The sequence below is a fragment of the Isoptericola sp. NPDC060257 genome (assembly GCF_042726645.1).
GTDB lineage: Bacteria > Actinomycetota > Actinomycetes > Actinomycetales > Cellulomonadaceae > Isoptericola > Isoptericola nanjingensis.
Genome location: NZ_JBHXAW010000256.1, coordinates 1 through 6,406 on the forward strand (window position 1 = coordinate 1; position 6,406 = coordinate 6,406).

Below are 6,406 nucleotides of genomic sequence, written 5' to 3' on the forward strand. Positions count from 1 at the left end.
CTCGGGCTGCTCCCACGTGTCGGCCATGGACGTCTGCGTCCATCGCCCGACGAACAGGGCGCCCTCCCGCAGCTGTACGCGGCGACGGCGCCGGAGGCGGAGAGCGGCCGGTTCATCGGCCCGGACGGCCTGGGCGAGTTGCGCGGAGCGCCGAAGCAGGTGGAGCTGATCCCCCGGGTCACCGACCCCGAGGTCGGCCGCCGGCTCTGGTCGGTCTCGGAGGAACTGACCGGGGTGCGGTACGCGTTCCAGGTCAGGACCGCGCGGTCGCGAGCGCCTCGACGTGGCCGCGCCCGGCCAGCCCCATGAGCCGGTCCAGCGCGCGGCGGGCGTCGGCACGGTCGTCGTCCTCGGCCGCGAGCACCAGCGAGTAGAGGTCCTTCGGGTCCTCCGGCTCGGCGACGAGGTCCAGGTGCTGCAGCAGGGCGTCGGGGACGTCGTCGCGCACGAACCGCAGCGCGGCCCAGTCCTCGACGGCGAACCCGACGGAGTCGAAGACCGTCACGGTGGTGTCGTCCGGGGTGTGCCGGTCGCCCGCGTGCCGCGCGAACGTCTCCCCCGGCCCCGCCGTGGCGGGGGCGCCGCGGCGCCCGTCGCGGCGCCCGGCCACGACCTCCCACAGCTCGGTGACGACGAGGTCCGGCGTCTGCTGGATCTCGCCCTCGACGCGGGTCTGCGGCTCGTACTCGACGAACACCTCGGCGTCGCGCAGGATCGCAGGGTCGAGCTCGGTCTTGCCGGGGCAGTCGCCGCCGATGGCGTTGACGTGCACGCCCGGGTGGGCGAGGCGGAACACCATGTCGTGCGTGAGCACCGTCGCGTTCGCCTTGTCCGCCGTGCAGGTGGTGATCACGTCGGCGCCGGTGACGGCGTCCTCCCCGCTGCTCGCCTCGTGCACCTCGAAGCCGAGGGCGCGCGCGTGCCGGGCGAGCTTCGCCTGCGCGCCGGGGTCGGTGTCCCAGACGCGCAGGTGCGTGATGCCGAGCGCCGCACGCATCCCCAGGGCCTGGAACTCCGACTGCGAGCCCGCACCGATCAGCGCGAGGGTGCGCGAGCCGGAGCGCGCCAGGTAGCGGGCGGCGAGCGCCGACGTCGCCGCGGTGCGCAGCGCGGTGAGCAGCGTCATCTCGGCGAGGAACGTGGGGTAGCCGTTGCGTACGTCGGCGAGCACGCCGAAAGCGGTGACCGTCTGGAAGCCGCGCGCGGGGTTGCGGGGGTGCCCGTTGACGAACTTGAAGCCGTAGGTGACGTCGTCGGACGTCGGCATGAGCTCGATGACGCCGTCGCGCGAGTGCGACGCGATGCGGGGGCGCTTGTCCAGGTCGGGCCAGCGGGCGAAGTCGATCTCCAGGGCGTCGACGAGGTGCCCGATGAGGGCCTCCGGGCCGCGGTGAGCCACCCAGCGCGCCATGGACGCGACGTCGAGGAACGGGACCCTGCTGGTGGGCCTGCTGGTGGACGTGGTCATGCGCGGGCCTCCTGGCTCAGGGGAGCGGCGACGGCGGGACGCAGCTCGAGGGTGCAGCACTTCACGGAGCCGCCGCCCTTGAGCAGCTCGGACAGGTCGACCCCGACGGGCTCGAAGCCGCGCTCGCGCAGGCGGGCGTGCATGCCGGTGGCGCGGTCGGTGAGGAACACGTGCAGCCCGTCGGAGACGGCGTTGAGCCCGAGGACGGCGGCGTCCTCGGGGGTGGCGACGACGGCGTCCGGGTAGCGCTCCGCGAGCACGGCCTGCGAGGCCGGGCTGAAGGCCTCCGGCAGGTACGCGACCAGCGGCGACGGGCCGCCGTCGAGCACCGCGAGCGCCGTGTCGAGGTGGTAGTAGCGGGGGTCGACGAGCTCGAGGGTCACGACCTCGACGCCGAGCAGCTCGGCGACCTCGGCGTGCGCGGCGCGGGAGGTGCGGAAGCCGGTGCCGGCGAGCATGACGTCGCCGACGAGCAGCAGGTCGCCCTCGCCCTCGTTCTGCTCGGCCGCCTGGCCGAGGCTGACGACGCCGTCGCCCGCGCCGGCGAACCACTTCTCGTACGCGATCCCCTCGGGCCGCCGCTCCGGGTAGGTGAACCGGGCGGCCAGCGCGCGGCCGCCGAGCACCACGCCGCCGTTCGCGGCGTAGACCATGTCGGGCAGCCCGGGCACGGGGTCGATCACCTCGACGTGGTGGCCGTGGGCCTCGTAGGTGGCGCGCAGGTGCTCCCACTGCGCGAGCGCCCGGCCGGCGTCGACCGGCACGCCGAGGTCCATCCACGGGTTGATCTCGTAGACCACGTCGAAGTAGGTGGGCGGGCACATGAGGAAGCGGCGCGGGGTCGCCGTGCGCTCCGCGCTCGCGGGCTGGGGAACCGTGGCCGACGTCGTCGTCGGCGTGGTGAGGGCCGTCATGACCGGGACGCTAGGGCCGCGGACGTTGCGCCCGACGCACGATCCGTTGCGCGTTCGGGGCGCCGACGTGACGGATCGTGCGCGGCGGCTGAAGAATTCGGGCATGGTGGCGACATGGACGCGGTGAACCGCAGGATCGTCGGCCACCTGCTGCGCGACGGGCGCGCGACCTACGCCGACATCGGCGCCGACGTGGGGCTGTCCGCGCCCGCGGTGAAGCGGCGGGTGGACGTGATGCTGGCGCGCGGCGAGATCACCGGGTTCACGGTGCGGGTGGCGCCGGAGGAGCTCGGCTGGGGCGTCGAGGCCTACGTGGAGCTGTTCTGCCGCGGCAACGTCTCCCCGGCCACGCTGCGCCGCGACCTGGCGACCATCCCCGAGATCGTGCGGGTCGACACCGTGACCGGCGAGGCCGACGCGATGGTGCAGATCATGGCCGGGAACATGGCCGACGTGGAGCGCACCGTCGAGGCCATCCGCGGCAGCGCGCGCGTGGACAAGACGCGCACGTCGCTGGTCATGACGCGCGTCATCGACCGCCCCGCGCGCTCGTCGTCGGCGGAGGGGGCGTGACGTGCGGGTCCGCCGTGCCCGCGTCGGGCTCGCCGTCGGGCTCGTCGTGGGTCTCGGCATCGTCGTCGCGGCGACGGCCTGCACCTCGCCGGGCGACGACGCCGCGCCGCTGCCGAGCGGCGTCGCGCAGGGCCTGAGCGCCGAGCTGCGGCAGGACCGCACCCAGTACGCCGACCGCCGGGCCACGCTGCACGTCGTCAACGGCTCCGACCAGGCGGTGACGCTGCTCGGCGGCACTCTCGACGCGCCGGGCTACGGCCCGAGCGCCCCCGACGGGCCGACACGCGCGCGCACCCTCGCGCCCGGCGCCGGGCGCGACGTGCGGCTGCGGCTCGGGGAGGTCGACTGCGACGCCGACGCCCCCGCGGCCCGGTCGGGCGCGGACGCGCAGACGACGCCGGTCGCGACGGCGACGGTGCGCCTGGCGGCGGGCGAGGCCTCCCCGGGGAGCACGCCCGCGGGGACCACCGTCGAGGTGGACGTCACCGACCCGTTGGCCCGGCTCGCCGCCGTGCACGCGGAGGCGTGCGCCGAGCGGCTCGTCGCGTCGGGGGTCACGCTGCGCGTCACCGACGTGCGCGCCGCGGACGTCCCCACGCCCGACGGCGACGCGCCCGGCGGCCGCATCACGCTCGCCGTCGAGCCGGTCCCCGGCGGTCCCGACGCACGGCTCGTCGAGGTCTCCGGCACGACGCTGCTCTCCCCTGCCGCCGGCACCGCCTGGACGGGCGACGACCTGACCGGTCAGACGGACGGCGCGGTCGTGCTCGACGTCGTGCCCGCGCGCTGCGACCCGCACGTCGTGGCGGAGGACAAGCGCGGCACGTTCCTGCCCGTGCACGCCGAGGTCGACGGCGCGCCGCAGCCGGTGATCTACGTGCCGATGACCGACGAGCAGCGCGCCGCCGTCTACGGCCTCGTGCACGACGCCTGCGACTGGGGCTGAGCCAGTCGAGCGGGTGAAATCCACCCGCATCTTCCCCTTATTGAGGCAACCTCAGTAGTCTCCCTCCAGACCCGTCGACGACGACGGGCCACGGCCCCGAGCCGTGCGGACGCCTGCGTCGACGACGACGCGGACCGGAGTGAGGCCCGATGAACCCGACCGCCCCCGTACCCCGCCGACCCCGCGGCCACGCCGCGTCCACGGTCACCGCCATCGCGGCGCTCGCGCTCGCGGCCCTCGTCGCGCTCGTGGTGCTCGTCCTGCTCGACGGCAAGGTCGCCGACGGCGCCACCCGCCTGGACGCGGGCGCCACCGCCGTGCGCGACGGAGCCGCCGACCTGTCCGACGGCAGCGGCCGCCTCGCCGAGGGTGCCGGCACCCTCGCCGACGGCACGTCCGACCTGTCCGACGGCACCGCCCGCCTCGTCGACGGGACCGACGACCTCACGGCCGGGACGGCCCAGCTCACCACCGGCGCCGCCGAGCTGTCCGAGGGGCTCAACGACCGCCTGAGCCCCGGGGCGACCCGCGCCTCCGACGGCATCGTCGAGCTGCACGACGGCACGATGCGGCTCCGCGCCGGTAGCAGTGAGCTCGCTGACGGCACGTCGCAGCTCCACGACGGCAGCGCCACCCTCGCCGCGGGCGCAGAGAAGGTTGCCGACGGCGCCGCCCGTGCCGACGCCGGGGCGGGCAGGCTGGCAACCGGGTCCGGCCAGACCGCCGACGGCGCCCTCATCGTGGCGGGCGGGGCGTTCGCCCTGCGCGACGGCAACCAGGTCGCAGCCAAGGGCGCCGACTCGTTGGCCTCGGGCACCACGCAGCTTGCGACCGGCTCGAGCGCCATCGCCGACGGCGCGGAGCCGCTCGCGGCGGGGGCCAGCTCGGTCGCCGACGGCACGAAGGCACTCGTCGACGGCAGTGGCGCGCTCGCCGAGGGCTCCGGTGATCTCACGACCGGCGCGGCCGCAGTCTCCGACGGGGTCGCCAGCCTCTCGGAGGGACTGAACTCGATCATGGACGGCGGCCCCAAGCTGGAGGCGGGAGCGAAGGACGCCTCCGACGGAGCTGCCGCCCTGGCGTCGGGCGCCGAGGCGCTGGTCGCCGGCACCCAGAAGGCCGCCGCCGGTGCATCGACCACGGCCGCGGGCGCGACGAGGCTCGCGGCTGGCACCGACGAGGCCGCGGCCGGCGGCGCGAAGCTGGTCGAGGGCCTGAAGGCTGCTCAGGCAGGCGCCTCGAACGTCGCGGCCGGGACGTCCGGGATCGCCCGGCAGCTCACGGAGCTCGCCTCTGCCACCGCCGACCCCGACGCCCGTGCACGGCTCGAGGCCCTTGCCGCTCAGGCGGAGAAGGTCGCGGCGGGTGCCTCTGGGGTCGCTGACGGTGTCACGCAGAGCCGTGACGGCGCGACGACGCTTGCCGGGTCCCTGGACAAGCTCGGTGCTGGAGCGGCGAGCCTCCGCGACGGCGCCCAGCTCCTCGACGCGGGGCTCAACGACGAGAAGGAGGGCCTCCTCTCCGGAGCGACGAGGCTCTCTGCCGGTTCCGCCGGCCTCGCGGACGGTACCGCCAGGGTCAGCGACGGCGTCTCGGCCGTCCTCGCCGGTGGCAAGCGGCTCCTGGCAGGCGCCAGCGCTGCAGCCACCGGTGCGAGCAAGGTCGCGGCCGGCTCCGTCGACCTCGACGCGGGGATGAAGAACCTCGCCGGCAAGAGCGTCACGCTGAACGACGGTGCACAGCGGGTCTCGGCCGGCAACGCGACCATCGCCGAGAAGACGGCAGCGCTCGCGGCCGGCGTCGCGGCAGCAGACACCGGCGCACGCTCCCTGGCCACCGGGACGGCGGAGCTCGCCGTGGGTGCCGATGCGCTGGCCGCGGGCTCGCTGCGGGTTGCGGCAGGGACGGACCAGGTGGCGACGGGTGCGGCCGAGCTCGCGGGCAAGACGCCCGCCCTCGCGGCTGGTGCCGTCGACGTCGCCGCCGGCAGCACGCGTCTCTCCACCAAGCTGGGCGACGCGGAGGCGGGCGCGTGGCGTCTGGCGACCGGGCTCGACGACGCGGAGGCGGGCGCCGGCCGTCTTCAGGACGGCCTGGACGAGCTCGCGACCGGCGCCACCGACGCCGCGGCGGGCGCCGAGCGGCTGCGCAAGGGCAGCGAGCGTCTCGACGACGGCGCGACGGAGCTCGCCATGGGCTCCGGCGAGCTCTCCGCCGGGGCGGGACGGCTCCTGTCGGGCGCCACGGAGCTCTCCGACGGCAGCGCGGAGCTGGCTTCCGGCGCCGGCGAGCTGGCGGCCGGGACGGTCGAGCTCGCGGACGGCACCACCACGATGCGCACCGAGATGGAGTCCAGCCCGGCGGACACGGCGGCGCTCGCAGGCGGGATGCTGCTGGTGCTCGGCCTCCTGGGCGGGGTGGCGGCCCTGGTGCTGCACCTGCGTCGTCGCGCCTGACGGCGCATCGACACACCGAACGGCCCGGCCCGATGCTCAGGGGAGCATC

At 75.7% G+C, this 6,406-nt stretch carries 5 protein-coding genes; 3 read left to right on the forward strand and 2 right to left on the reverse strand.

Annotation, left to right across the window (positions count from 1 at the left end):
• Positions 1–253: 253 nt before the first annotated feature.
• Positions 254–1,468: an ornithine cyclodeaminase gene (locus ACFWEK_RS17265; protein WP_430554832.1), complete on the reverse strand. Its 1,215-nt coding sequence runs from the start codon at positions 1,466–1,468 to the stop codon at positions 254–256.
• Positions 1,465–2,382, reverse strand: coding sequence for a dimethylargininase (gene ddaH / locus ACFWEK_RS17270; RefSeq protein WP_430554833.1), 918 nt, complete (start codon positions 2,380–2,382; stop codon positions 1,465–1,467). Before ddaH ends, ACFWEK_RS17265 begins: the two co-directional genes overlap by 4 nt.
• 114 nt (positions 2,383–2,496) lie before the next feature.
• Here ddaH and ACFWEK_RS17275 point away from each other — a divergent pair, with 114 nt between their 5' ends.
• From ACFWEK_RS17275 to ACFWEK_RS17285, 3 genes are all read left to right on the forward strand, one after another.
• Positions 2,497–2,955: an Lrp/AsnC family transcriptional regulator gene (locus ACFWEK_RS17275; RefSeq protein WP_430544614.1), complete on the forward strand. Its 459-nt coding sequence runs from the start codon at positions 2,497–2,499 to the stop codon at positions 2,953–2,955.
• Position 2,956: 1 nt separating this feature from the next.
• Entirely contained in the window at positions 2,957–3,901 is a 945-nt protein-coding gene (locus ACFWEK_RS17280; protein WP_430554834.1) for a hypothetical protein, read from the forward strand.
• 149 nt (positions 3,902–4,050) lie between these two features.
• On the forward strand, positions 4,051–6,357 hold the full coding sequence (locus ACFWEK_RS17285; protein ID WP_430554835.1) for a hypothetical protein: 2,307 nt from the start codon (positions 4,051–4,053) through the stop codon (positions 6,355–6,357).
• The last annotated feature ends 49 nt before the right edge of the window (positions 6,358–6,406 follow it).